Here is a 22,472-nt window from a genome sequence, read left to right as displayed (position 1 = left end):
CCGCAGAAGGACGAAGGTCCCGCATCCGGTTGACGCCGGTCCCACTACCTGGACAAACGCGGTTGATCAAGGGCTTAGGAAGCCACCGAACGGCAGGTTCCGGACAACCGTGAAGGCGAGCACGACCGCGCCCAGGGTCCACAGCTGTACGCGGCCCAGCGCGAGCCCGAACGGCCTGCCGCGCGCGGACCGGACCGCCCACACCGTCCAGAACACGGCGAACAGGGCGTAGCCGACGACGGCGAGGGCGTTGGCGCCGAGCGCGCCCGTGACGTCGCCGTGCACGATGGCGTGGGCGCTGCGCAGGCCGCCGCAGCCGGGGCAGTAGGCGCCGGTGAGCTGGAGGAAGGGGCAGGCCGGGTAGTGGCCGGGCTCGTTCGGGTCGACGGTGCCGACGTAGGCGAAGGCGAGGGCGACGCCGCCGAGGACGCCGAGCGGGACTCCGAGTCGGCGCAGGGCGCTGGAGCGGGTGGCGGCGGTGTTGTCGGTGTCGGTGTCGCTCGTCTCCACGGTCACGCGTGAATTCTGCCTCCGTGACTCATCCAGCGCATGCGAAAGGGGCGCGGCATGTCGCCGCGCCCCTTTCGCAGGTACGAGGACTCAGGCCTCGGAGCCCGCGGGCTGCGCCGCCCCGGTGGACTTCAGCTGCAGCTCGGCCCGCCTCGGCTTGCCCATGCCGGCCATGTGCATCGCGCCGCCGACGATCGCGGCGATCGCGAGCAGGGCCATGCCGGCCCAGAAACCGGCGATGCTGCCCATCACCATGAAGGCGCCCGCGACACAGAAACCGATGAAGGCGATGATGACACCGGTCCAGGCGGCCGGGGTGTGTCCGTGGCTGCTGTCCGCCATGGCTTGCTCCTCGTTGCTTATGGCCTATGCGTACGCGAGGCGTACGTCCTACATATTTATTGTCCCGTACTCGCGCGAAAGCAAAGTACGCGGGGTCGGCGGAGCCCTACGCGCCGGTCGGGTCCTCGCCGCGGTCGAGGGCCTTCCACAGCTCCTCGGGGCGGTCCGGGTCGACGGCCTTCGCGCGGCGGGACTTCGGGGCGCCGGAGCGCTCGTAGCGGCCGCCCATCGACGGCCAGGCCGCGCCGTACACGACGGCGAGGATCCCGGCGATCAGGATCAGGGCGCCACCGGCGGCGGAGACGTACGGCCAGGCGGTGTGGCTGAGCGCGTCGATGGTGGCGGAGGCGTCGCCCGCGGCCTGCGCGGCCTTCTCGTCGAGCGCGGCGCTGTCGCTCGCGCCGAGGACGGCGGCGGCGACGGCGCCCGCGCCGCTGAGCGCGAGCAGCACGGCGACCAGGACGCGGCCGACCTTGCGGACCGCGAACACGGCGACGAGCGCGGCGAGCCCCACTATGGCGAGGGCCGCGGGAACGCCCGTGACGTCGCTGCCCTTCGCGGTCAGCGGCAGCTTGCCGCCCGCGACGGCGGCGAAGCCGGAACACCACTCCTGCCGGGACGCGAGCAGGGCGATCGCGGCTCCCGCGGCCCCGCAGAGCAGGGCGACGGCGAGGCTGCGCCGGCCGTTCTTCGAGGGAGCGTCCGGGGCAGCCGACTCGGCGGCATCGGTACGGGGGTGCGGTACAGCAGTCACGTACTCCACTATCGCCTGTCTGTACGGGTTTACGTGACCCGGAGCCCGGAGGCGTGCGTCACGTCACACGGCGTGGTTCCTCACATCCGGTTCGCCGTGTGCACGGCGCGCAGTACGGCGGCCGCCTTGTTGCGGCACTCGGTGTCCTCGGCGACCGGGTCGGAGTCGGCGACGACACCCGCGCCGGCCTGCACGTACGCCGTGCCCTCGCGAAGGAGCGCGGTGCGGATGGCGATCGCGGTGTCGGAGTCGCCCGCGAAGTCGAGGTAGCCGACGCAGCCGCCGTAGACGCCGCGCCGGGACGGCTCCAGCTCGTCGATGATCTGGAGCGCGCGGGGCTTGGGGGCGCCGGAGAGGGTGCCGGCGGGGAAGCAGGAGGTGAGGACGTCGAAGGCGGTGCGGCCCTCGGCGACCTGCCCGGTCACGGTCGACACGATGTGCATGACGTGGCTGTACTTCTCGATGGACATGAAGTCGACGACCTCGACGGAGCCCGGCTCGCAGACCCGCCCCAGGTCGTTGCGCCCGAGGTCGACGAGCATCAGGTGCTCGGCCCGCTCCTTGGGGTCGCCGAGCAGCTCCTCGGCGAGGTCGTGGTCCTCCTGCGGCGTCGCGCCGCGCGGCCTGGTCCCGGCGATGGGGTGCACCATGGCGCGCCCGTCCTCGACCTTGACGAGAGCTTCCGGGGACGAGCCGACGACGTCGAACCCGTCGAAGCGGAAGAGGTACATGTACGGGGACGGGTTCGTGGCCCGCAGCACCCGGTACACGTCCAACGCGCTTGCGCTGCAAGGCGTTTCGAAGCGCTGGGACGGGACGACCTGGAAGGCTTCCCCGGCCCTGATCCGCTCCTTGATGTCCTCGACGGCCTCCTGGTACTGCTCGCCGCCCCACGGGACCGTGACTGTGCCTGTTTCAAACGGCGGGACCTCGGACGACGGGAGGGCCGTCGGGGCCGTCTCGACCGGCTTCGCGAGGTCGGCCTCCATGGCGTCGAGGCGGGCGACGGCGTCGGCGTAGGCCTCGTCGACGCCGGTTTCGAGGTCGTTGTGGTTGATGGCGTTGGCGATGAGGAGGACCGAGCCGTCCCAGTGGTCGAGCACGGCCAGGTCGCTGGTCAGCAGCATCGTGAGCTCGGGCAGCTTGAGGTCGTCGCGCTCCCCCGGGCCGACCTTCTCCAGCCTGCGCACGATGTCGTACCCGAGATAGCCGACCATGCCGCCGGTGAACGGGGGCAGGCCCTCGTAACGCGGGGTGTGCAGCGCCTGCACGGTGGCGCGCAGCGCGGCCAGCGGATCGCCGTCGACCGGGACGCCGACGGGCGGCGTGCCCAGCCAGTGGGCCTGTCCGTCGCGCTCGGTCAGCGTGCCCGCGGAGCGCACGCCGACGAACGAATAGCGGGACCAGGAGCGGCCGTTCTCCGCGGACTCCAGGAGGAACGTGCCGGTGCGCTCGGCGGCGAGCTTGCGGTACAGGCCGACGGGCGTGTCGCCGTCCGCGAGGAGCTTGCGGCTGACGGGGATCACTCGGCGGTCGGTCGCGAGCTTGCGGAAGGTGTCCAGGTCCATGGGAGGAGCGTACTTCCGTGGGAGTGACGCCCCGCGCGCCTGGCCACCACGTGGACCGCCGGGGCACTACAAGGGAGCCGTGACGCAGACCAAGAACGTACGTACCGTCTCCTCGCTCGCCCTCGCCGCCACCGCCGTGGCCCTGCTGACCGGTGCGGCCCCGGCGCCCGCCTCCGATGACTGGGCCGCGCCCACCGACGTAGAGGCGGGGGTACGGGCGGCGGGCCTGGAGATGCTCGACTCCGAGAAGCTGACGATGCACATCCACCCGCACCTCACCGTGTACGCGGACGGCGACCGGGTGACCGTCCCCGCCGACCTCGGCATCGACCGCTCCGGCGAGAAGCCGCGCTACAGCCCGCTGCACACGCACGACACCAGCGGCACCGTGCACGTGGAGTCGGCGACGTGGCAGGACTTCACGCTCGGGCAGCTCTTCGCGGAGTGGGGCGTGCGGCCGCAGTGCCTGGCGGAGGTCGACGGGCTTCCGGTGGCGGGCGACCCGGCCCGGATCGTGTTCCGGGACCGTCAGGAGATCACGCTGCGCTGCCGCTGACCGGCAGTTCGTCGCGGTCGAAGCAGGTGCGGGCGCCGGTGTGGCAGGCGGCGCCCACCTGGTCGACCTTGACGAGGACGGTGTCGGCGTCGCAGTCAAGGGCCACGGACTTCACGTGCTGGAAGTGGCCCGACGTATCGCCCTTGACCCAGTACTCCTGGCGGCTGCGCGACCAGTACGTGCAGCGTCCTGTGGTCAGGGTGCGGTGCAGCGCCTCGTCGTCCATCCAGCCGAGCATGAGCACCTCGCCGGTGTCGTACTGCTGGGCGATGGCGGGCACCAAACCGTCGGCGCTCCGCTTGAGGCGGGCGGCGACGGCCGGGTCGAGGTTGCTGCTGGGGACGGGGGCGCTGCTGGTCATGGGGACCATTGTGCCGCGCCGGGCAAGCCGTCCACTGTCCGGTGCGGCGTCCCCGGTCGTAGGCTGACTGGCATGTCGACCCATGCCAAGCGTGAACGACTTCTGCTCGCCGATCTGTTGGAGGCGTCGGGCCCTGACGCCCCCACCCTCTGCGAGGGCTGGACCACCCGGGACCTCGCGGCGCACGTGGTGGTGCGCGAGCGCCGCGCGGACGCCGCCGGCGGCATCCTCATCAAGCAGCTCGCCGGACGCCTGGAACGGGTGCAGGCCGAGTTCGCGGAGAAGCCGTACGAGGAGCTGATCCAGCTCATCCGCACCGGTCCGCCGCGCTTCTCGCCCTTCGCGCTCAAGCAGATCGACGAGGCGTCGAACGCGGTCGAGTTCTACGTCCACACCGAGGACGTGCGCCGCGCCCAGCCGGACTGGACGCCGCGCGAGCTCGACCCGGTCTTCTCCGACGTCCTGTGGTCGCGCCTGGAACGGATGGCGCGGGTGATGGGCCGCAAGGCGCCGGTCGGCGTGGTGCTGCGCCGCCCCGACGGCCAGACGGTGGTGGCCCACCGCGGCACGCCCGTGGTCACGGTCACGGGCGCGACCTCGGAGCTGCTGATGTTCGCGTTCGGCCGGCAGGAGTCGGCGGACGTGGAGATGGACGGCGAGAAGTCGGCGATCGACCGGCTCACGGAGACGAAGGCACTGGGCCTGTAGCCACTCCTGCGGGGCCATCGGGTTGTACGAGTCGGTGGGCGTGCAGTGCCAGGCCCAGTTCGACGAGGTCGGCGGGGCGGGCGAGGCTGCGGCCCGTGAGCTGTTCGCAGCGGCGCAGCCGGTTCAGGACCGTGTTGCGGTGGCAGTAGAGGCGGGCGGCGGCGCGCTGCGCGGAGCCGTCGCAGTCCAGCCAGGCCGTGAGGGTGTCGAGCAGCAGGGTGCGGTCGGCCGGGGGCAGGGCGAGCAGCGGGCCGAGGACGCGGTCGGTGAGGATCCGGCCGAGTCGGGGCGCGGCGGCGACGAGCGCGGCGGGCAGCTGCTCGTCCAGGAGTACGGTGCCGCCGTCGGCGGGGCAGATGCGCAGCGCGGTCTCGGCGAGCCGCCGGGCGCCACCGACGGCGGCGAGCCCTTCGACGGCGGGGCTGAGGCCGATGCGTGTGCCGGGTGCGGCGCGTTGGCAGAACTCCCGTAGCGCGGCGGCGAGTTGATCGGCCTCCTGGTCTGCGAGGCCGACGATGGCGCGCTCCGCCCCGGCGGCGGTGTGCCATACGGCGCGTACGCCGTGCGGGAGGGTGGGCCGGGGCGTGGCGCGGCCGCCGCCGGACGCGATCAGCACGACGTACCGGCCGCGTTCCGGCAGGTCGAGTGCGGTGGCGGCGTCGGGCAGGTCGGCGATGCGGGTGGCTCCGTCGAGGAGGGCGGCGATCATCAGGCGGCGGCGGTTCTCGCGCCGCCAGGCGAGTTCGCGTTCGGCGCGGCGGTAGGAGTCGGCGACGTGGGCGCAGTGTTCGTCGACGAAGTTCCATACGTCGACGGCGAGGTGCACCAGTAGGTGCGCGTCCTCGGGGTGGCGCAGGGTCACCTCGTCGACGAGGGCCTGCCAGACGAGGGCGCCGCCCAGCCGGAAGGCGTGCGACACGGCGTCGAGCGGGAAGCCGCGGGCCGCGCGGTCGGCGCCGATCCGGGCGGAGCAGGCGCGGGCGGCGTCGCGGCTGAGTGCCGGGTCGAGGAGGGAGGCGACGCTGTGCCGCAGCGAGCGCTGGATCTCCGCGCGTACGTGGGCGGGGTCGGCCTCGATCTCGGTGCGGTAGGCCGGTTCCCGCGCGTACAGCTCCGCGGTCAACCGGTCGGTGAGCGCGCCCAGTTGTCCCATGAGGGGGCGGGCGGCGCGGTGCAGTACGGCGACGGCGGCCGTGCCGGCGGTGGGGTGGGGCTGGGGGCGGGTACGTACGAGATGCGCGGGCATAACGATCCTCCACGGCTCGTCCCTCGAGCCCGAAGAATGGCATACCGGCCGGTCGGTCTCCACCCCCTCCCGCAAACCCGCAGGTCAGGCCTGCCGCCCGACACCGGGATCCACCCCTACGCCACGGGGCTCCGCCCCGGACCCCGCTGCTCAATCGCCGCAGGGGCTTGAATTGCCCGGCCCCCGGTGCCGCGCGACACGGGGTCAGGTCACCGGGGACTCCGTGTGGTCGACCAGGCGGGCGAGTTCTACGCGGGAGCGGATGCCCAGTTGGGCGAAGACGTTGCGGAGGTGGTGGTCGACCGTGCGGGGGCTCACGGAGAGGCGGCGGGCGACCTCGCGGTTGGTGTCGCCCTTCGCGACGCAGCGCGCGATGCGTAGTTGTTGGGGCGTCAACTCCGACAAACGGCCGGGGGGTTCGGGGTCGGCCGGGGCCGCACCCGTGGCGCGCAGCTCCGCCGCCACCTGCCCGGCCCACACCGTCGCACCACACCGTTCGAAGGCCACCAGCGCGTCCCGCAACAACGTACGGGCCCGCGCCGGGCGGCGCGTACGGCGCAGCCACTTGCCGTAGAGCGCCGCGGTGCGGGCCCGCTCGAAGTCGCCGCCCGCCCCCTCGTGCCGCGCCAGCGCCTCCTCGAAGCGGGACTCCGCCACGGCGGGGTTCCCGAACGCCAACAACGCCTGGCAGCGGGCGAGTTGGGCCGGGCCCAGTGGGTCGTGGCCCCGTTCGACCCACACCACGAACTCGCCGAGCGCGGCCTGCGCCCCACCCGGCTCCCCCGCGAGGACCGCGGCCTCCACCCAGCACGGCACCGCCAGCATCCGCACCCCGAAGTGCCCGCGCCGCGAGCCGCCCCCGACCAGCGGCCCGAGCCTGGCCGCCGCCCGCACCGCGTCACCACGCGCCAGGTCGGCACGGGCCAGCGCCCACTGGGCGAGCGTCGCGGCCTGCGCCAACCCGTGCCGGGCCGCGACCTCCTGCGCCGCGCCGGCGTGCCGGGCGACGGTGTCGACGTCCCGGTCGAGCGAGGCGACGAGGGCGAGCACGGCGTGCTGGTGGGCGAGAACGTTGCGCTGCCCGGCGCCGAGCGCGGCCCGCACCCCCTCCTCGGCGTGCGCACGGGCGCGGACGTGCCGCCCGGAGCGCAACTCACCGTAGGCGAGCAGTTCGAGGGCGCGCGGCAGTTCGGCCCCCTCGCCCCGGTCCCGCGCGGCCGCGAGCGCCCTGCTGCCAAGGCGGCACGCCGCCTCGACGTCCCCGGCGACGAGGGCGGCGGCCCCGGCCCGCGTCAGCGCCCCCGGCTCCCGCTCCCCGACGGACCGCGCGACGACCCGCCGCAGCGCGACCCGCCCCACCCCGGCCCGCTCCCCGAGCGACGCGGCCATGCCGACCCGGTAGTCGACGAGGACGGAGTCCACCGCACGCACACCGGCAGGCCCCGCCCCCACCGCCTCCCGGTACCCCTCCCTGTCGCCCAGCGCCCACGACGCCTCCGCCGCCCCGAGCCGGGCCTCCAGCGCGTCCGGCCCCGCACACAGGTGGGCCGCGAACAGCAGGGACTCGCGGGCGTCCGCCACCGGCCCGTCGCGCAGCGCGAGCAGTCCGCGTACCAGCGCGGCACGCCCTCGTACGGTCTCGGTCACCGCCAACTCGCCCACCGAATCCAGGAGTTCGCGGGCGCGGTGCGGGCGGCCCGCGAGGCGCGCGTGGTCCGCCGCCGCGACCAGGCGCTCGGCGCGGACCGCCGGGTCGTCGGCGAGGCGGGCCGCGTGGGCGAGCGCCGTGCTGCGTTCGCCGTGCGGCGTGCCCCGCGCCGCGGCGAGTTCCGTGCCGAGTCCGGCGTCGGGGTAGCTCGCGCCGAGCAGCCGGTGCAGCAGGCCCGCCGAACGCTGCCGCTCCCCCGTCGCCGCGGCGGCCAGCAACCGGTGCGCGGCCCTGCGCCGCTCCGGGTCCACGGCCTCGTAGAGCCTGCGTCTGCCCGGCAGTCGCAGCCGCCCGTCGGGGGTGCGCCGCAGCCCGGCGCGCTCGGCCGCGTCGAGGGCGTCCGCTCCGAGCCCGGCCGCCGCGGCGGCCCGCAGCACGAGTCCCGCGTCGACGCCGGGCCCTTCGGGGTCGCTCTCGTACGCGGCGGCGGCCAGCAACAGCACGGATCTTCCGCTCATCCGTCGCACGCTAGGGGCCAACCACCGCACGTGCAGCGCCGGTTGGGAGGAATCCCAACCGGCGCCGCAGGACACTGTGCTCACGCACACCTCATGTGACGTAACGTCACGACGTGTGCGGGCAGTTGCCCCGGTACTCCGCGATCGTCAGGCTCGAACTCGGCAGTGGGCAGAGGAACTGCTCGTACCGGGTGTCGTTGTCGATGAAGCGCTTGAGCCAGGAGATGCTGTACTTGGCGATCGTGGTGTTGGACGTGTTCGGGGTGAAGTGCGTGGCGCCCCGCAGTTCCAGGTACGCCTTGTCCAGTGAGCCCGGCAGGCTCTGGTAGAAGGGCTCCGAGTGCGAGGCGACCGGGGCGATGGTGTCGCCGTCGGCGCCCACGACGAGCGTCGGGGTCTGGATCTCGGGCCAGGTCTTGTCGAGGTTCCAGCCGGTCAGGGGTATCGCCGCCTGGAGCGAGGGACGGCTCTTCGCCGCCTCCAGCGTGCCGCCGCCGCCCATGGAGTGGCCCATGACGCCGAGCCGGCTCGTGTCGATGCGGCCGCGTACCGAGCTCTGCTGCGTCAAGTAGTCGAGCGCGGACAGGAGTTGGCGGCCGCGGCTGTCGGGCTGGTCGAGCGTGGTGTTCGTGTCGATGGTGAAGACCACGAAGCCCTGCGAGGCGAGGCGCGGGCCCAGCCAGGCTATGGACGACTGGTACGCGGTGTAGCCCGGCGAGATCGCGACCGCGCCGAACGTGCCGTCCGCCGTCGACGTCGGGTAGTAGATGGTGCCGCCGCCGAATCCGCTCACGCTCAGCGAGGACACGCTGGTCTGCGAGACGGCGTAGGAGCCGCGGGATGCCTCGATGCTGGAGACGGTCGGCGCTGGGCCGCGCTCGTACGGGTTCTCGGCCGCCTCGGCGGTCAGGGCCTGCTGGGTGGCGAGGCCGCCGAGCGCGAGGAGGGTGGCAAGTCCCGTACGGACGAGGCGGGTTCGGAATTTACTGCGGACCTTGCTCGCGGCTCGCCTGCCGTGCACGGGGGGCGCCGCACTGGTGTGCTGCTGCACGATGACGCGTTCCTCTCGGGGAGGGCGGCGTCCGTCCCGGGGGCGCCGCCGTGGTCACTGACTGCGACCACGGTGGCGCCGGGTCCCCGGCACGCGCATCGGCGAAATCACCAGTGTCGTACGGAAGTTGAGCCCCGGGAGGGGTGTCCTCAGCGGACGGGGTGTCCCGCCTCGCGCAGCGTGTCCTTGACCTCGCCGATGCGCAGATCGCCGAAGTGGAACACGGACGCGGCGAGCACCGCGTCGGCGCCCGCGGCGACGGCCGGCGGGAAGTCCGCGAGCTTGCCCGCGCCGCCGGAGGCGATCACCGGCACCGACACGTGCCCCCGGACGGCCTCGATCATCTCGATGTCGTAGCCGTCCTTGGTGCCGTCGGCGTCCATCGAGTTGAGCAGGATCTCGCCCGCGCCCAACTCGGCGGCCTGGTGCGCCCATTCGACGGCGTCGATCCCGGCGGACTTGCGGCCGCCGTGCGTCGTCACCTCGAAAGTGCCCTCGGGGGTGCGGCGCGCGTCCACCGACAGGACGAGCACCTGGCGGCCGAAGCGCTCGGCGATCTCGCGGATGAGGTCCGGGCGGGCGATGGCGGCCGTGTTGATCCCGACCTTGTCCGCCCCGGCGCGCAGCAGCTTGTCGACGTCCTCCGCCGTGCGCACGCCGCCGCCGACGGTGAGCGGGATGAAGACCTGCTCGGCGGTGCGGCGCACCACGTCGTACGTGGTCTCGCGGTTGCCGGAGGACGCGGTGATGTCCAGGAACGTCAGCTCGTCGGCGCCCTCGGCGTCGTACACCTTCGCCATCTCGACGGGGTCGCCCGCGTCGCGCAGGTTCTGGAAGTTGACGCCCTTGACGACGCGGCCGTTGTCCACGTCGAGGCAGGGGATCACGCGCACCGCGAGGCTCATACGGCGGCCACCGCCTCCAGCGCCTCCTCCAGCGTGAACGCCTTGGCGTACAGCGCCTTGCCGACGATGGAGCCCTCGACGCCGAGCGGGACGAGGGACGCGATCTCGCGCAGGTCGTCGAGGGAGGAGACGCCGCCGGAGGCGACGACCGGGCGGTCCGTCGCCGAGCAGACATTCCGCAGCAGCTCCAGGTTCGGGCCCTGGAGCGTGCCGTCCTTGGCGATGTCGGTGACGACGTAGCGGGCGCAGCCCTCGGAGTTGAGGCGCTCAAGGGTCTCGTACAGGTCGCCGCCGTCGCGGGTCCAGCCGCGGCCGCGCAGCGTCGTGCCGCGCACGTCGAGGCCGACCGCGATCTTGTCGCCGTGCTCGGCGATGATCTTCGCGACCCAGTCGGGGTCCTCAAGGGCGGCGGTGCCGATGTTGACGCGGGTGGCGCCGGTGGCGAGGGCGGCGGCGAGCGAGTCGTCGTCGCGGATGCCGCCGGACAGCTCGACCTTGATGTCCATGGCCTTCGCGACCTCGGAGATCAGGGTGCGGTTGTCGCCGGTGCCGAACGCGGCGTCCAGGTCGACGAGGTGCAGCCACTCGGCGCCCGAGTTCTGCCAGGCGAGGGCGGCCTCCAGCGGGGAGCCGTAGGAGGTCTCGGTGCCGGACTCGCCGTGCACGAGGCGGACGGCCTGTCCGTCGCGGACGTCGACGGCGGGGAGGAGTTCGAGCTTGTTGCTCATGGCTAAAGGCTTCCGATCCAGTTCTTCAGCAGCTGCGCTCCGGCGTCGCCGGACTTCTCGGGGTGGAACTGCGTCGCCCACAGCGCGCCGTTCTCGACGGCGGCGACGAACGGGCCGCCGTGCGTGGACCAGGTGACCTTGGGCGCACGCATCGTGGGGTTGTGGACTTCGAGCTCCCAGTTCTGCACGGCGTACGAGTGCACGAAGTAGAAGCGCTCGTCGGTGTCGACACCGGCGAACAGCTGGGAGCCCTGCGGGGCGTCCACGGTGTTCCAGCCCATGTGCGGGACGACGTCGGCCTTCAGCGGTTCGACGACGCCGGGCCACTCGTCGAGGCCCTCGGCCTCCTCGCCGTGCTCGATGCCGCGCGCGAAGAGGATCTGCATGCCGACGCAGATGCCCATCACGGGGCGGCCACCGGCCAGGCGGCGGCCGACGATCCAGTCGCCGCGCGCCTCCTTCAGGCCCCGCATGCAGGCGGCGAACGCGCCGACGCCGGGCACGAGCAGCCCGTCGGCGTTCATGGCCTTGTCGTAGTCGCGGGTGATCTCCACGTCGGCGCCCGCGCGGGCGAGGGCGCGCTCGGCGGAACGTACGTTCCCGAAGCCGTAGTCGAAGACCACGACCTTCTTGCTTGTGGCGGAGGCCATGATCAGCTCCAGTAGTCGAGCCGCAGCACGCCCGCGACGAGGCACATGCCCGCGCCGATGGAGAGCAGCGTGACGAGGCTCTTGCCCATGCCCTGCTTGACGAACGAGTAGACGCCGCCGAGCAGGAACAGGCCAACAACGATGAGGACGGTCGCGAGGCCGTTCATGGCTTAGAGGGCACCCTTCGTGGAGGGGAGGATTCCGGCGGCGGCCGCGCGCGGGTCGATCTCGCTGGCGTAGCGCAGGGCGCGGGCGAGCGCCTTGAACTGGCACTCCACGATGTGGTGCGCGTTGCGCCCGTACGGGACGTGGACGTGCAGCGCGATCTGCGCCTGTGCGACGAAGGACTCCAGGATGTGCCGGGTCATCGTCGTGTCGTACTCGCCGATCATCGGCGCCATCTTCTCGGGCTCGGTGTGCACGAGGTACGGGCGGCCCGACAGGTCGACGGTCACCTGGGCGAGGGACTCGTCGAGCGGGACGGTGCAGTTGCCGAAGCGGTAGATGCCGACCTTGTCGCCGAGCGACTGCTTGAAGGCGGCGCCGAGGGCGAGGGCGGTGTCCTCGATGGTGTGGTGCGAGTCGATGTGCAGGTCGCCCTCGGTCTTCACCGTGAGGTCGAACAGGCCGTGCTTGCCGAGCTGGTCGAGCATGTGGTCGTAGAAGCCGACCCCGGTCGACACGTCGACCTTTCCGGTGCCGTCGAGGTCGATCTCGACGAGGACCGAGGTCTCCTTGGTGCTGCGCTCCACGCGTCCTACGCGGCTCATGCTCCGAACTCCTTCTTCACTTCGCGGGCCGCGTCCAGGAACGCGTCGTTCTCTTCGGGGGTGCCTACGGTGACGCGCAGCCGTCCGGGGACTCCGTTGTCACGGATCAGGACGCCGCGGTCGAGGATGAACTGCCAGACGGCGTGCGGGTCTTCGAAGACGCCGAACTGGATGAAGTTGGCGTCGGCGACGGTGACTTCGAAGCCGTACGCCTCCAACTCGGCGACCACACGGTCCCGTTCGGCCTTGAGCTGCTCCACGTACTGGAGCAGCGTGTCGGTGTACTCCAGGGCGGCGAGCGCCGTCGCCTGGTTCACGGCCGACAAGTGGTAGGGAAGGCGCACCAGTTGGACGGCGTCGACGACGGCCGGGTCGGCGGCGAGGTAGCCGAGCCGGAGCCCGGCCGCACCGAAGGCCTTCGACATCGTCCGCGAGATGACGAGGTTCGGGCGGCCCTCGATCAGCGGCAGGAGCGATTCTCCGTGGCTGAACTCGGTGTACGCCTCGTCGACGACGACTATGGCGTCGCGGCCCGCGGCCTCGTACAGCGCGAGGACGTCCTCGGCCGCGACCGCGTTGCCCGTCGGGTTGTTGGGGCTGGTGATGAAGACGACGTGCGGCTTGTGCGTCCGGATCGCCTCGACGGCGGCCGGGACGTCGAGCGAGAAGTCGGCGCGGCGCGGGGCGCTCAGCCAGCCGGTGTTGGTGCCGCGGGCGAGCAGCGGGTGCATCGAGTACGAGGGCTCGAAGCCGAGCGCGGTGCGCCCCGGCCCGCCGAAGGCCTGGAGGAGCTGCTGGAGCACCTCGTTCGACCCGTTCGCCGCCCACACCTGCTCGTACGTGACCTGGTAACCGGTCGTACGGGAAAGGTAGTTGGCGAGTTCGGTGCGCAGCTCGACCGCGTCCCGGTCCGGGTAGCGGTTGAGGTGCCGGGCCTCTTCGGCGACGCGCTCGGCGATCCGCTGGACGAGCGGCTCGGGCAGCGGGTACGGGTTCTCGTTCGTGTTCAGGCGTACGGCGACGTCCAACTGCGGTGCGCCGTAGGGGGACTTGCCGCGCAGTTCGTCGCGTACGGGAAGGTCGTCGATGTTCGTCACTCGGTCGCTCACTTGCTCTGCGGAACCTTCCATCCGAAGCGGGCCTTGACGGCCGCGCCGTGCGCCGGCAGGTCCTCGGCGTCGGCGAGCGTCACCACGGTGGACGCGACCTCGGCGAGGGCGTCCTTCGTGTAGTCGACGATGTGGATGCCGCGCAGGAAGGACTGGACGGACAGGCCGGAGGAGTGGCAGGCACAACCGCCGGTCGGCAGCACATGGTTGGACCCGGCGGCGTAGTCGCCGAGCGAGACCGGCGCCCACGGGCCCACGAAGATTGCGCCCGCGTTGCGGACCCGGTCGGCGACGGCGGGGGCGTCCGCCGTCTGGATCTCCAGGTGCTCGGCGCCGTACGCGTCGACGACCTTGAGGCCGTCGTCGAGCGAGTCGACGAGGACGATCGCGGACTGCCGGCCCTTCAGCGCGGGCACGATCCGGTCCTCGACGTGCTTGGTCGCGGCGACCTGCGGTTCGAGTTCCCTCTCGACGGCGTCCGCGAGTTCGGCGGAGTCCGTGACGAGGACGGCCGCGGCCAGCGGGTCGTGCTCGGCCTGGCTGATCAGGTCGGACGCGACGTGCGCCGGGTCGGCGGTGGCGTCGGCGAGGACCGCGATCTCGGTCGGGCCCGCCTCGGCGTCGATGCCGATCCGGCCCGTGAAGTAGCGCTTGGCTGCGGCCACCCAGATGTTGCCTGGCCCGGTCACCATGTTCGCCGGGGCGCAGGACTCGGTGCCGTACGCGTACATGGCGACGGCCGTGGCGCCACCGGCCGCGTACACCTCGTCGACGCCGAGCAGGGCGCAGGCCGCGAGGATCGTCGGGTGCGGCAGGCCGCCGAATTCGGCCTGGGCCGGGGAAGCGAGCGAGATCGACGGGACGCCGGCCTCCTGCGCCGGCACCGCGTTCATGATCACGGAGGAGGGGTAGACGGACCGGCCGCCGGGCGCGTAGAGCCCGACCCGGTCGACCGGCACCCACTTCTCGGTGACGCGGCCGCCGGGCACGACCTGCGTGGTGTGGCTGTCGCGGCGCTGCTCGCGGTGGACGATCCGGGCCCGCCGGATGGACTCCTCAAGGGCGGCCCGCACGGCGGGTTCGAGATCGGCGAGCGCCTTGTCGAGCGCCTCGGCAGGAACCCTGACGGACTCCAGCTCCACACCGTCGAATTTCTTCCCGTACTCGATCAGCGCCGCGTCGCCACGATGATGCACGTCCTCGCAGATCGGGCGCACCTTCTCCAGGGCGGCCGCGACGTCGAAGTCGGCACGGGGCAGCAGCGAGCGCAGGGCCTGACCCTCGGGGAGGGCGGCGCCGCGCAGATCGATTCGAGAGATCACAGAACAATTCTCTCAGACGCGGGTTTACGCTCGGCGCCCTGTATCAGTGGCTGATACCGGCACCCGAAGGCGACCTGACCACGAGCGTTCAGACCGTCACGCAACGGGCATGAACGGTTGTACGAACCGGTAGGCGGTACCGGCCATAGGGGGAGGCAGAACAGTCGTGGTCGAGGGGACGACCGGCAATGGCAGCAACGGGGACGTGCCGGACGGGCTGACCGCCGCCGAGGTCGGGATGTGGCAGGCGTTCCGCAACGGAAGCGTCTACGACCTGCGTACCGGGGACCGCGATCGGGACGATCCGCACGGCGGGCAGCCGTGGGGGCCCGAGCGGAGCGTGCGGGCGCGGATCGTGGCGTGGCTGCTGCTCTCCGGGCCACCGGCGCTCGACGGCCGGGTCTCGTCGCTCAAGCTGCACGGCCTGCAGATCACCGACGTGCTCGACCTCGCGGGCGGCACGGTCGTCCCGTACGTCGAGATGAAGGGCTGCCGCTTCGAGAAGGAGGTGCTCCTGCCGGAGGCGCACTTCACGACGGTACGACTCGTGGACTGTTCGGTGCCGCGCCTGGAGGGCGCCCGCGTCCACACGGAGGGCGACCTGCACCTCCCCCGCTGCCGCTTCCACAACGGGGTCCGGCTCACGGACGCCCACATCGGCACGGACCTGCTGCTCAACCAGGCCGTCGTGTTCCGCGACCGGCGCGGAAAGTCGATCATGGCGGACGGGCTCACGGTCGGCCAGGACCTCCAGGCCGAGCTCCTCGAAACGCACGGCGAGCTGAGCCTGCGCGGCGCGACGATCGGCGTCTCCCTTTCCCTGCGCGGCAGCCTGCTCCGCAATACGCAGGGGCGGCGCGCCCTGAACGCCCCGCAGATGTCGGTCGAGCGGACCCTGTACCTCGGCCCGGCCGCGCTCGGCACGCCGCTCCTGAACGGTGGCGGCACCCCCGCGCGCGGCACCCGCGTGCAGCGCTTCGAGTGCGAGGGCGGGGTGCGGCTCGACGACGGGCGCTTCGGCGACGCGATCGACCTGGACTCGGCGCGCTTCACGATGCAGAACGAGCAGGAGGTCTCCATGCGCCGCGTGCAGACCCCGGAGCTGCGCTTCCTGTGCGAGAGTCCGCGGCGCGGGCGGATCGTGCTGTCCGGCGCGCGCACCACCAACCTGGTCGACAAGTCGACGAGCTGGCCGGGGCCCGGTCAGCTCCGGCTCGGCGGCTTCCAGTACGAGAACCTCATCCCCTCCGGCTCCTTCCCCCTCGCCCGCCGCCTCGAATGGCTCGCCGCCGCGACACCCGAGTACAACCCGGAGCCGTACGAGCGGCTCGCCATGGTGCTGCGGGGCAGCGGTGAGGACTCCGACGCGCGCGAGGTGCTGCTGGCCAAGCAGCGGCGGCGCCGCGAGACGCTGCCGCTGGCGGCGAAGGTGTGGGGGTACGTCCAGGACTGGACGGTGGCGTACGGGTACCGGCCCGGGCGGGCCGCGCTGTGGATGGCGGTGTTGTGGGCGGTCAGCGCGCTCGCCTTCTCCCACGCCCCGCACCCCCGCATCAAGCCCGGCGAGGGCCCGGTCTGGAACTCGGCCCTCTTCACCCTCGACCTCCTCCTCCCCGTCATCGACCTCGGCCAGGCCGGCGCGTGGCAGTTCCACGGCGCCTGGCAATGGGCATCCGCCATCCTGGTCCTCCTCGGCTGGACCCTGGCGACGACGGTAGCGGCCGGCGCCACCCGCCTCCTCCGCCGCAACTAGGCATTTCAAGCCCCTGCGGCGATTGAGCAGCGGGGTCCGGGGCGGAGCCCCGAAGCCACGGTGCCGGGCACGCATCAAGGGGGACGCCAACCACGCCCCGGCCAAAAACCCGCCACAGCGCAACCTTTCCCCACCCCCAACCGTCAACCCACCCGCAACCACGCCCCCGCGCAAAAGGAGCCCACCCGTGCCGTTCCTGCGCGCCCTCATCCGCACCACCCGCATGCTCCGCCACACCACCCACCTCGGCCTCGGCCTCCCTCCGGACGAGGACCTCCTCCTCGACGCCCCGGACGACCGCCTCGCCCCGGCCCTCGTGGCAGCCGGCCGCGGCGACCACGGCCCCGCCGCGAAGGCCCTCGCCCAGACCCGGGAGGCCGCCGAGTGGGAGAACCGGGACCGCGCCGTGCAGGTCCTCGCCACGTTCGCCGCCGCCCGCCCGGAGTGGTTCGACGCCTGGCAGGAGGCGTCACCCCACGACCCGGACCTCCTCCTCGTCAAGGCCGAACTCGCCGTCACCCGCGCCTTCGCCTCCCCGGCCCGCGCCGAACTCCTCCGCGAGGTCACCCCGCTGATCCTGGCGGCGGCCGACTGCGAGCCCCGCGACCCGGTCCCCTGGCGGATCGCCCTCGACCACGCCCGCGGCACCAACGCCCCGCACACCGAGTTCGAGCAGCTGTGGGCACGGGCCGTGCGCCGCTCCCCGCACCACTACGGCTGCCACGTCGCCGCGCTGCGCTACCTCTCCGCCGCCTGGTACGGCTCGCACGCCGAGTGCTTCGACTTCGCGGAGCGCGCCGCGCAGGACGCCCTGCCGGGCTCACTGCTCAAGGCGCTCCCGGTCCGCGCCGCCCTCGCGTACCTGACGTCCCCCGCGAGCAAGCAGCAGCGCATCCCGCGTGAACGCCTGGACGCCGCCGCCGACCTCGCCGTCGAGCTCTCCCGCTCGTACGATCCCGCCGATCCCTGGCCCGCCGAGGTGCGCAACCTGTTGACCTGCGTACTCGTCGAGCTGGAGCGCTGGCAGGACGCCCTCGACCAGCTGCGCCTGATCGGCCCGTACGCGACCTCGTTCCCCTGGGACCGGCTCACGGACGACCCGCTGTGGCACTTCATGGAGCTGCGCGGGCAGGTCCGTCTCGAAGTCGCGGCGACGATGCCGCTGCGCGGCGGACCGGCCAGGTCCGACGACCATTACGCTTGACCGACGTGACCACCGTCCGACTTCCGCTGTTCCCGCTCAACTCGGTGCTGTTCCCGGGACTCGTGCTCCCGCTGAACGTATTCGAGGAGCGCTATCGCGCCATGATGCGCGACCTGTTGAAGGCATCGCCCGACGACCCGTCGGGGCCCGACACCGATCCGACCGAACCCTCGACGTCCGACGAGCCCCGCCAGTTCGTCGTCGTCGCGATCCGCGACGGCCACGAGGTCGCGCCCAGCGCGTCCGGCATGCCGGACGCGATCACGACGAAGGAGGCGGGCTCGGGCCCTGCCGCGGGCTTCGGCGACGACCCGATCACGTCCTTCCACGCCGTCGGCTGCGTCGCGGACGCCGCGACGATCAGGGAGCGCGCGGACGGCTCGTACGAGGTGCTGGCCACCGGCACCCGCCGGGTGAAGCTGCACTCCGTCGACGCCTCCGGCCCGTATCTGACGGCCGAGGTGGAGGAGCTCCCGGAGGAGGACGGCGAGGAGGCGGGGGCCCTCGCCGAGGGGGTGCTGCGCGCGTTCCGCTCGTACCAGAAGCGCCTCGCCGGCGCCCGTGAGCGCTCGCTGACGACGGGCGCGGAGCTGCCGGACGAGCCGTCGGTGGTGTCGTATCTCGTCGCGGCCGCCGCGGTCCTCGACGTACCGACGAAGCAGCATCTGCTGCAGGCCGAGGACGTGGCGTCCCGGCTGCGCGAGGAGCTGACGCTGCTGCGCGCGGAGACGGCGATCATCCGCCATCTGCCCTCGCTGCCGGCGACGGACCTCACCCGACAGTCGACCAGCCTCAACTGACGCGCAATACAAGGGACTTGTACGTGGCGAAGAAGAGCAGGAAGCAGCAGCAGAGCCAGTCCGGAGGCACTCCGGCGACCGTCGCGCTGACCGCCGCGGGCACCCCCTTCACCGTCCACTCCTACGAGCACGACCCCGCGCACCCCTCGTACGGCGAGGAGGCGGCCGAGGCGATGGGCGTGTCCCCGGACCGGGTCTTCAAGACGCTCGTCGCGGACGTGGACGGCGGGCTCGTCGTGGGCGTCGTGCCGGTGGCCGGGCAGCTCGACCTGAAGGCGCTCGCGGCGGCGGTCGGCGGCAAGCGCGCCGCGATGGCCGATCCGGCGCTCGCGGAGCGCACGACCGGGTACGTGCGCGGCGGCATCTCCCCGCTCGGGCAGCGCAAGAAGCTGCGTACGGTCATCGACTCCACCGCGGAGAAGCACGACACGATCTGCGTCTCCGCGGGCCGCCGCGGGCTCGAAGTCGAGCTGGCGCCAGGGGACTTGGCGGCGCTCACGGACGCCGTGCTCGCTCCGGTCGGACGCGCCTGACCCCGCAGCACCCCTCGACGGCCCCCGCCGCTTCGGCTAGATACCCAGGACATGTCGAAGAAGACGCGCAAGCGCAAGTGGCGGATCAAGAAGGGCAAGGCCAACCACGGGAGCCGGCCCGCGTAACGGTCTAAAGGTCAGCGCGCGCTCAACCGGCCGCGGATGTCGTCGAAGTGCGAGTGCACGGCGGCCTCCGCGGCCTCCGCGTCCCCGCCCCGCACGGCGTCCACGATCCGGCCGTGCATCCGGGCCAGCTCCGCACCGTCCGAGTTCTCGGGGGCGCGCCCGATGTCCTGCGCCCGCGACTGGTGGAAGGCGCTCCAGAACGCGTCGAGCAACTCGCTGAGCAGCCGGTTCGCCAGCGGCCCGTACAGCGCGAGATGGAACTCCCGGTCGGTCGCGGCATCGATCGCCCCGCCCTCGGCGACCTCCTCGTGCATGCGTCGTACGAGGCCGTCGAGCACGGCGAGCTCCGGTTCGCCGAGCCTGCCGACGAGGCTGCTCATCAGGCCCGCCTCCAACGCCTCCCGCATCTGCAGGAGTTCGAGCAGGCTGTCCTCGCCCCTGCGGTGCCCGACGACGGTGCGGAACGCGAGCCCGTCGATCAGCGGCTCAAGCGACATCGACCCGACGTACGTCCCGAATCCGCGCCGGATCTCGACGATGTGCTTGGCCTGCAGCGACTTCAGGGCCTCGCGCAGCGAGTTCCGGCTGACGCCGAACCGCTCCATCAGCTCGGTCTCGGTCGGCAGCGCGTCGCCGGGTCCGAGGCCGCCCTCGACGATGAACTCCTTGATCTTCTGCTGCGCGTCGTCCGCGACCAGCGCTCGCATGCACGCCCCTCCTGTGCTCCACCGAACTCTTCGGACCCTTGACAGTGTGCGCCACGGTGGCGCACTGTCTGCACCCGGACATGGGACATCCTACGTCCGGTTCGCGTCCACGATCCGTTAACCCTGGAGACCACCGCCATGACTCTCCGAGCCCCGCTCCCCGCCCCCTTCCGCGGCGTCGTCCCGCCGCTGGTCACCCCGCTCACCGCCGAGGGCGAGGTGGACGTCCCGTCGGTGCGGCGGCTCGCCGAGCACCTCATCGGCGCCGGGGTGCACGGCCTGTTCATGCTGGGCTCCAGCGGCGAGACCGCCTACCTCACGGACACCCAGCGCCGCACCGCCCTGGAGGCCGCGGTGGACGCGGCGGCGGGCCGGGTCCCGGTGCTGGCCGGCGTCATCGAGACGACCACGGCGCGAGTCCTGGAGCGGGCGCACGACGCGGTGAAGGCGGGCGCCGACGCGCTCGTGGCGACCGCGCCGTTCTACACGCGCACCCACCCGGCCGAGATCGCGAACCACTTCCGGCGCATCCGCTCCGGCGCGGACCTGCCCCTGTTCGCGTACGACATCCCGGTCGCGGTGCACAGCAAGCTCGACCGCGGCACGATCCTCGAACTCGCCGCCGACGGCACCCTCACCGGCCTCAAGGACTCCAGCGGCGACGAGGGCTCCCTGCGCCGCCTGCTCGCCCCGCTGCGCGCGGCGGCCCCCACGTTCTCGGTTCTCACCGGCTCCGAACTGACCGTGGACGGGGCCCTGTTGGCGGGCGTCGACGGCGTCGTCCCGGGTCTCGGAAACGTGGACGCGCACGGCTATGTCCGGCTCTACGAAGCCGCCCGCGCGGGCGACTGGGCCACGGCCCGCGCCGAACAGGACCGCCTCGCCACGCTGTTCGCGATCACGGACGCCGGTGACCCGGCCGTCATGGGCGGCTCGTCCTCGGCGCTCGGCGCGTTCAAGGCCGCCGTCCACCTCCAGGGCATCATCGACTACCCCGCGACAGCCGCGCCCCAAATCCCGCTGGGCGAGGCCGAGTTCACGTACGTGCGCCGCCACCTGGCCGAGGCGGGGCTGCTGTGACGGCGGCGGCGACGCGGGAGCCCTGGTACCGGGAGATCGGCCCCACGCGCTGGAAGTCCTTCTTCGCCGCCTGGATCGGCTACTTCCTCGACGGCTTCGACTTCGTCCTGATCACCCTCGTACTGACCGAGATCGGCGACGACTTCGGGCTCTCGGGCGTCGAGCAGGCGAGCCTGGTCTCCGGCGCGTTCATCACGCGCTGGCTGGGCGGCGCGGTCCTCGGCGCGCTCGGCGACCGGTTCGGCCGCAAGGCGGCGATGATCGTCTCGATCGTGCTCTACTCCTTCGGCACCTTCGCCTGCGGCTTCGCCTGGGACTACACGAGCCTGTTCACCGCCCGCCTGCTGATCGGCATGGGCATGGCGGGCGAGTACAGCGCCAGCGCCACGTACGTCCTGGAGAGCTGGCCCGCGAAGCTGCGCAACCGCGCGTCCGGCTTCCTGATCTCCGGCTTCTCGCTCGGCGGCGTGCTCGCGGCCGAGGCGTACGAACTGGTGGTGCCGGGCCACGGGTGGCGCTGGCTGTTCTACATCGGGCTGTTCCCCGTGGCGGTCGCCCTGTGGGTGCGGCGGGCGCTGCCGGAGGCGGAGGAGTGGCAGGAGCGGTTCGCCGACGCGGACGCGGGTGAGCGGCCGAACCCGTTCCGCCCGCTGTTCGCCACGCGCCGCCTCGCGACGGTCAACACGGTGCTCGCCGTCGTGGCGACCGGCGCCCTGTTCGCGGTGTTCACGCCGCTCGGCGGGGGCGCGGTGCCGCTCCTGTCGGTCGTGGCGGCGGCCTGCCTGCTGGCCTTCACGGTGCAGCTGGGCGGGCGCAAGCGCTGGCTCCTGTACGTGGCGCTGACGGTGACCGTGTTCTGCGCGTTCCTCTACAGCTGGCCGGTGCAGGCGCTGCTGCCGACGTACCTCAAGACCGATCTTGGCTACTCCCCCGCCGAGGTCACCGACGCCCTCTTCTGGGCGGGCTTCGGTACGGCGGTGGGCTGCGTCGTGGCGGGCTTCATCGGCGACCGGTTCGGGACGCGGCGCGCGTACGTGGTGACGCTGATCGCCGGCCTGGCCTTCGTCTTCCCGGTGTTCGCGGTGTCCGACAGCCCGTTGGGCCTCGGCGTCCTGCTGTTCTGCATGCTCGCGTGCATGCAGGGCATCTCGGGCCTGCTCCCGAAGTACATCGCGGGCCACTTCCCGACGGAGACCCGCGCGGCATCCCTGGGTTATACGTACAACGTGGGCGCGCTGGGCGGCGCGGTGGCCCCTGTCCTGGGGGCGAAGCTGGCCTCGGGCATGTCCCTCGGCCAGTCCCTGGCGATCCTGACGTTCGCCCTGACCCTGGTGGTCGTCCTCCTGATCGGCTTCGACATCCCGAACAGGCTGGGTCGCCTGGTGAGCAGGGAGAGCCCGGCGGACTATCTGGCCGAGGGGGAAGGAGCGCCCCTCCAGGGGCGCGGGGCTGTGCCGATCAGCGGCTCCGCCGCAGGGTGCACACCACAGACGAACAGCACCCGGCAGCGATAGAGCAAGCCC

The 22,472-nt window shown here is 72.5% G+C and carries 24 protein-coding genes; 8 read left to right on the top strand and 16 right to left on the bottom strand.

The window, feature by feature from the left end; genetic code table 11:
* Window positions 1–66: 66 nt before the first annotated feature.
* The 4 genes from RBJ65_RS26590 to RBJ65_RS26575 all read right to left on the bottom strand — a co-directional run bounded on the left by RBJ65_RS26590 (window position 67) and on the right by RBJ65_RS26575 (window position 3,174).
* Complete coding sequence (locus RBJ65_RS26590; RefSeq protein ID WP_306322179.1) at window positions 67–516, bottom strand: DUF2752 domain-containing protein; 450 nt, start codon at window positions 514–516, stop codon at window positions 67–69.
* 84 nt (window positions 517–600) lie between these two features.
* Window positions 601–852 (bottom strand): HGxxPAAW family protein, encoded by a 252-nt coding sequence (locus tag RBJ65_RS26585; protein ID WP_306322178.1) that lies wholly within the window; start codon window positions 850–852, stop codon window positions 601–603.
* 106 nt (window positions 853–958) lie between these two features.
* Window positions 959–1,615 (bottom strand): TIGR02234 family membrane protein, encoded by a 657-nt coding sequence (locus RBJ65_RS26580; RefSeq protein WP_306322177.1) that lies wholly within the window; start codon window positions 1,613–1,615, stop codon window positions 959–961.
* 71 nt (window positions 1,616–1,686) lie between these two features.
* A complete protein-coding gene (locus RBJ65_RS26575) occupies window positions 1,687–3,174 on the bottom strand; it encodes an anthranilate synthase component I (protein ID WP_306322176.1) in 1,488 nt (495 codons plus the stop codon).
* A gap of 79 nt (window positions 3,175–3,253) precedes the next feature.
* Between RBJ65_RS26575 and RBJ65_RS26570 the strand changes: the two genes are divergently transcribed.
* Window positions 3,254–3,730 (top strand): hypothetical protein, encoded by a 477-nt coding sequence (locus RBJ65_RS26570; RefSeq protein ID WP_306322175.1) that lies wholly within the window; start codon window positions 3,254–3,256, stop codon window positions 3,728–3,730.
* Here RBJ65_RS26570 and hisI read toward each other — a convergent pair.
* Window positions 3,711–4,091: a phosphoribosyl-AMP cyclohydrolase gene (gene hisI / locus RBJ65_RS26565; protein WP_306322174.1), complete on the bottom strand. Its 381-nt coding sequence runs from the start codon at window positions 4,089–4,091 to the stop codon at window positions 3,711–3,713. The genes RBJ65_RS26570 and hisI overlap by 20 nt on opposite strands.
* A gap of 72 nt (window positions 4,092–4,163) precedes the next feature.
* Between hisI and RBJ65_RS26560 the strand changes: the two genes are divergently transcribed.
* A complete protein-coding gene (locus tag RBJ65_RS26560; protein ID WP_306322173.1) occupies window positions 4,164–4,799 on the top strand; it encodes a TIGR03085 family metal-binding protein in 636 nt (211 codons plus the stop codon).
* Here RBJ65_RS26560 and RBJ65_RS26555 read toward each other — a convergent pair.
* From RBJ65_RS26555 to hisD, 10 genes are all read right to left on the bottom strand, one after another.
* A complete protein-coding gene (locus tag RBJ65_RS26555) occupies window positions 4,771–6,045 on the bottom strand; it encodes a CdaR family transcriptional regulator (protein ID WP_306322172.1) in 1,275 nt (424 codons plus the stop codon). The genes RBJ65_RS26560 and RBJ65_RS26555 overlap by 29 nt on opposite strands.
* Before the next feature lie 204 nt (window positions 6,046–6,249).
* Complete coding sequence (locus RBJ65_RS26550; RefSeq protein ID WP_306332174.1) at window positions 6,250–8,211, bottom strand: LuxR family transcriptional regulator; 1,962 nt, start codon at window positions 8,209–8,211, stop codon at window positions 6,250–6,252.
* A gap of 106 nt (window positions 8,212–8,317) precedes the next feature.
* Window positions 8,318–9,262: a dienelactone hydrolase family protein gene (locus RBJ65_RS26545; RefSeq protein ID WP_306321240.1), complete on the bottom strand. Its 945-nt coding sequence runs from the start codon at window positions 9,260–9,262 to the stop codon at window positions 8,318–8,320.
* 149 nt (window positions 9,263–9,411) lie between these two features.
* On the bottom strand, window positions 9,412–10,167 hold the full coding sequence (gene hisF, locus RBJ65_RS26540; protein WP_306321241.1) for an imidazole glycerol phosphate synthase subunit HisF: 756 nt from the start codon (window positions 10,165–10,167) through the stop codon (window positions 9,412–9,414).
* Window positions 10,164–10,895: a bifunctional 1-(5-phosphoribosyl)-5-((5-phosphoribosylamino)methylideneamino)imidazole-4-carboxamide isomerase/phosphoribosylanthranilate isomerase PriA gene (priA, locus tag RBJ65_RS26535; RefSeq protein WP_306321242.1), complete on the bottom strand. Its 732-nt coding sequence runs from the start codon at window positions 10,893–10,895 to the stop codon at window positions 10,164–10,166. The genes hisF and priA overlap by 4 nt, the downstream gene beginning before the upstream one ends.
* Window positions 10,896–10,897: 2 nt before the next feature.
* Window positions 10,898–11,545, bottom strand: coding sequence for an imidazole glycerol phosphate synthase subunit HisH (hisH, locus tag RBJ65_RS26530; RefSeq protein WP_306321243.1), 648 nt, complete (start codon window positions 11,543–11,545; stop codon window positions 10,898–10,900).
* A gap of 2 nt (window positions 11,546–11,547) precedes the next feature.
* Complete coding sequence (locus RBJ65_RS26525; protein WP_306321244.1) at window positions 11,548–11,712, bottom strand: hypothetical protein; 165 nt, start codon at window positions 11,710–11,712, stop codon at window positions 11,548–11,550.
* Window positions 11,713–11,715: 3 nt separating this feature from the next.
* Window positions 11,716–12,315: an imidazoleglycerol-phosphate dehydratase HisB gene (hisB, locus tag RBJ65_RS26520; RefSeq protein WP_306321245.1), complete on the bottom strand. Its 600-nt coding sequence runs from the start codon at window positions 12,313–12,315 to the stop codon at window positions 11,716–11,718.
* Window positions 12,312–13,412: a histidinol-phosphate transaminase gene (locus tag RBJ65_RS26515; RefSeq protein ID WP_306321371.1), complete on the bottom strand. Its 1,101-nt coding sequence runs from the start codon at window positions 13,410–13,412 to the stop codon at window positions 12,312–12,314. Before RBJ65_RS26515 ends, hisB begins: the two co-directional genes overlap by 4 nt.
* An 8-nt stretch (window positions 13,413–13,420) precedes the next feature.
* Window positions 13,421–14,746 (bottom strand): histidinol dehydrogenase, encoded by a 1,326-nt coding sequence (gene hisD, locus RBJ65_RS26510; protein WP_306321246.1) that lies wholly within the window; start codon window positions 14,744–14,746, stop codon window positions 13,421–13,423.
* Window positions 14,747–14,984: 238 nt separating this feature from the next.
* On the opposite strand from hisD, the gene RBJ65_RS26505 reads away from it, so the two are divergent.
* The 4 genes from RBJ65_RS26505 to ybaK all read left to right on the top strand — a co-directional run bounded on the left by RBJ65_RS26505 (window position 14,985) and on the right by ybaK (window position 19,036).
* The gene (locus tag RBJ65_RS26505) at window positions 14,985–16,499 is read left to right on the top strand and encodes an oxidoreductase (protein WP_306321372.1); all 1,515 of its coding nucleotides are present in this window, start codon (window positions 14,985–14,987) and stop codon (window positions 16,497–16,499) included.
* 223 nt (window positions 16,500–16,722) lie between these two features.
* A complete protein-coding gene (locus tag RBJ65_RS26500) occupies window positions 16,723–17,703 on the top strand; it encodes a hypothetical protein (RefSeq protein ID WP_372341370.1) in 981 nt (326 codons plus the stop codon).
* A 5-nt stretch (window positions 17,704–17,708) separates the two neighbouring features.
* Entirely contained in the window at window positions 17,709–18,503 is a 795-nt protein-coding gene (locus RBJ65_RS26495) for an LON peptidase substrate-binding domain-containing protein (RefSeq protein ID WP_306321248.1), read from the top strand.
* A gap of 23 nt (window positions 18,504–18,526) precedes the next feature.
* Window positions 18,527–19,036, top strand: coding sequence for a Cys-tRNA(Pro) deacylase (gene ybaK, locus RBJ65_RS26490; protein WP_306321249.1), 510 nt, complete (start codon window positions 18,527–18,529; stop codon window positions 19,034–19,036).
* A 137-nt stretch (window positions 19,037–19,173) separates the two neighbouring features.
* On the opposite strand, the gene RBJ65_RS26485 is transcribed toward ybaK, so the two are convergent.
* Window positions 19,174–19,869, bottom strand: coding sequence for a FadR/GntR family transcriptional regulator (locus tag RBJ65_RS26485; RefSeq protein ID WP_306321250.1), 696 nt, complete (start codon window positions 19,867–19,869; stop codon window positions 19,174–19,176).
* A gap of 138 nt (window positions 19,870–20,007) precedes the next feature.
* Between RBJ65_RS26485 and RBJ65_RS26480 the strand changes: the two genes are divergently transcribed.
* Both RBJ65_RS26480 and RBJ65_RS26475 read left to right on the top strand, forming a co-directional pair.
* Entirely contained in the window at window positions 20,008–20,949 is a 942-nt protein-coding gene (locus RBJ65_RS26480) for a dihydrodipicolinate synthase family protein (protein ID WP_306321251.1), read from the top strand.
* A complete protein-coding gene (locus RBJ65_RS26475; protein ID WP_306321252.1) occupies window positions 20,946–22,463 on the top strand; it encodes a sialate:H+ symport family MFS transporter in 1,518 nt (505 codons plus the stop codon). Before RBJ65_RS26480 ends, RBJ65_RS26475 begins: the two co-directional genes overlap by 4 nt.
* Window positions 22,464–22,472 lie beyond the last annotated feature (9 nt).

It is taken from the genome of Streptomyces sp. KL109B, assembly GCF_030766935.1.
Lineage (GTDB): Bacteria > Actinomycetota > Actinomycetes > Streptomycetales > Streptomycetaceae > Streptomyces.
This window is presented reverse-complemented; position numbering and strand designations above follow the sequence as displayed.